This window comes from Sporichthya sp., assembly GCF_013815995.1.
Classification (GTDB): Bacteria; Actinomycetota; Actinomycetes; order Sporichthyales; family Sporichthyaceae; genus Sporichthya.
In genome coordinates this window covers 1-1,769 of record NZ_JACDFE010000025.1, presented here as the reverse complement: position 1 = coordinate 1,769, position 1,769 = coordinate 1, and the positions used below count along the sequence as shown (strand labels likewise).

Here is a 1,769-nt window from a genome sequence, read left to right as displayed (position 1 = left end):
CCCCCCCCCCCACGACCCCCCGAAGGACTCCGCCTCGATCACCAACAGGCTGATGCCCTTGCGCCCGGCCTCGCGGTCGGTTTTCACCGCCAGCACGATCAGGTTCGCGTTCATGCCGTTGGAGATGAAGGTCTTGGCCCCGTTGACGAGGTAGCGGTCACCGTCGCGGCGGGCCCAGGTCACCATCGACTTCATGTCCGACCCGGCGCCCGGCTCGGACATGGCGATTGCGGTGAGCGCGTCCCCGGAGGCGATCCGCGGCAGCCAGCGCTGCTTCTGCTCGGGGTTGCAGTAGCCCAGGAAGTAGGGCGCGCAGATGTCCACCTGAACCCGCACCCCACTGATCGCCAGGCCGAGCGCCTGCGCCTCCTCGGCGAACACGGCGCTGTGCAGGAACGTGGTGTCCGGGTTGCCGCCGTACTCGACCGGGATGCCGACGCCGAGGATGCCCGCAGTCCCCGCCCGGGCCCAGAAGCTCCGGGGCGGGGCCCCGGCCTTTTCCCACGCGGCGTACTCCGGGACGACCTCATCGGTCAGGAAGGCCCGGACGTGCTTGCGGTAGGCCTCGTGCCGGTCGTCGAAGACGGTCCTCCTCAACGGCTACAGGCTCTTCATGAAGCCGCGCAGCGCGTCGACGACCTGGTCGGTGTGCGTCAGCGGGGTGGCGTGCGGGCCACCTTCGATCACCGTGATGCCGCGGGTGTTCGGGAACGCGGCTGCCATCGCCTGGGCACTGTCGAGGGAGAACGCCACGTCGGCGGTTCCGTGGACGACCGCGACGGGGCAGGTGATCTCGCCGACCCGGCCGGTGATGTCGTCGCGGCGCTGCAGAATCGTCTGCCAGGGCTCGGCCCAGGCCGACGGCGCCTTGCCCAGCCAGCGCTCGCGATAGCGCGAGCCGTCGTAGTCGGTGCCGGCGAACTGGATGCCGTAGACCGCGTCGGCGATGGGGCCGACCGGGCCCATCCCCAGCCAGCCCTGGGAGAGCTGGGTGAAGCCGGTGACCTCTTCGTCGCTCATCAGCGGCAGTGAGGTTCCGACCAGGACGAGCCCACGGACCTTGTCCGGCGCGGTGAGCGCCACGCGCTGGCTGAGCCAGCCGCCCTGGGACATGCCGACGAACACAGCACGCTCCGCCCCGGCTGCCTCGAGCAGGCCGAGCGCGTCGGCGGCGAGGTCGTAGTAGTCGAAGGCGGCGTTGCACTCGGTCATGCCGTGCCCACGCTCGTCCCAGGTGATGCAGCGATACTCACTGGAGAGGGCATCGACGACCGGCTGCCACATGGTGTGGTCCAGGAAGGCGCCGTGCGAGAACACGATGGTCTCGGGACCGTCGCCCGTGACCTCGTAGTAGACCTTGTTGCCGTTGAGCTCAGCGATCGGCATGCGGGATCCTCCGGTGACGGGTGGTCAGTTGCCTTGGCTCTGTTAGTTGCCGTGATAGGCGCCGGGACGACGCTCGGTGAACGAGTCGATCGCCTCCAGCAGATCACGGGAGGCCAGCGTGGTCTCCTCGTGGGCCAGTGAGAGATCGACGACCTCGCCGGCGCGCAACTGCGTGACGCGGTTGAGCGCACGTTTGGTGCCCTGCACCGCGAGCGGTGGGAGCGCGGCGATCCGGGCGGCCAGCGCCTGCGCGGCCGGGAGCACCTCGTCGGGGGTGTCGACCAGGTCGCTGACCAGGCCCATCGCGTGTGCGGCCGCGGCGTCGACGGGGTCGCCGGTGAGCAGGTGGCGCCGGGCCCGGAGCATGCCGACCGCCTGCGGCC

At 70.3% G+C, this 1,769-nt stretch carries 3 protein-coding genes; all 3 read right to left on the bottom strand.

Annotation, left to right across the window (positions count from 1 at the left end; translation table 11 throughout):
• The coding region (locus H0X00_RS04875) for an acyl-CoA dehydrogenase family protein (protein ID WP_293767642.1) at positions 1-597 on the bottom strand (597 nt) is incomplete at its 3' end.
• A 3-nt stretch (positions 598-600) separates the two neighbouring features.
• On the bottom strand, positions 601-1,386 hold the full coding sequence (locus tag H0X00_RS04870) for an alpha/beta hydrolase (protein WP_293767641.1): 786 nt from the start codon (positions 1,384-1,386) through the stop codon (positions 601-603).
• A gap of 42 nt (positions 1,387-1,428) precedes the next feature.
• On the bottom strand, positions 1,429-1,769 hold a 341-nt coding region (locus H0X00_RS04865; protein WP_293767639.1), incomplete at its 5' end, for an enoyl-CoA hydratase-related protein.

Coding starts and splice junctions, on each gene's coding strand:
- H0X00_RS04870 (WP_293767641.1), bottom strand. CDS start 1,386: ATGCCGATCGCTGAGCTCAACGGCAACAAGGTCTACTACGAGGTCACG.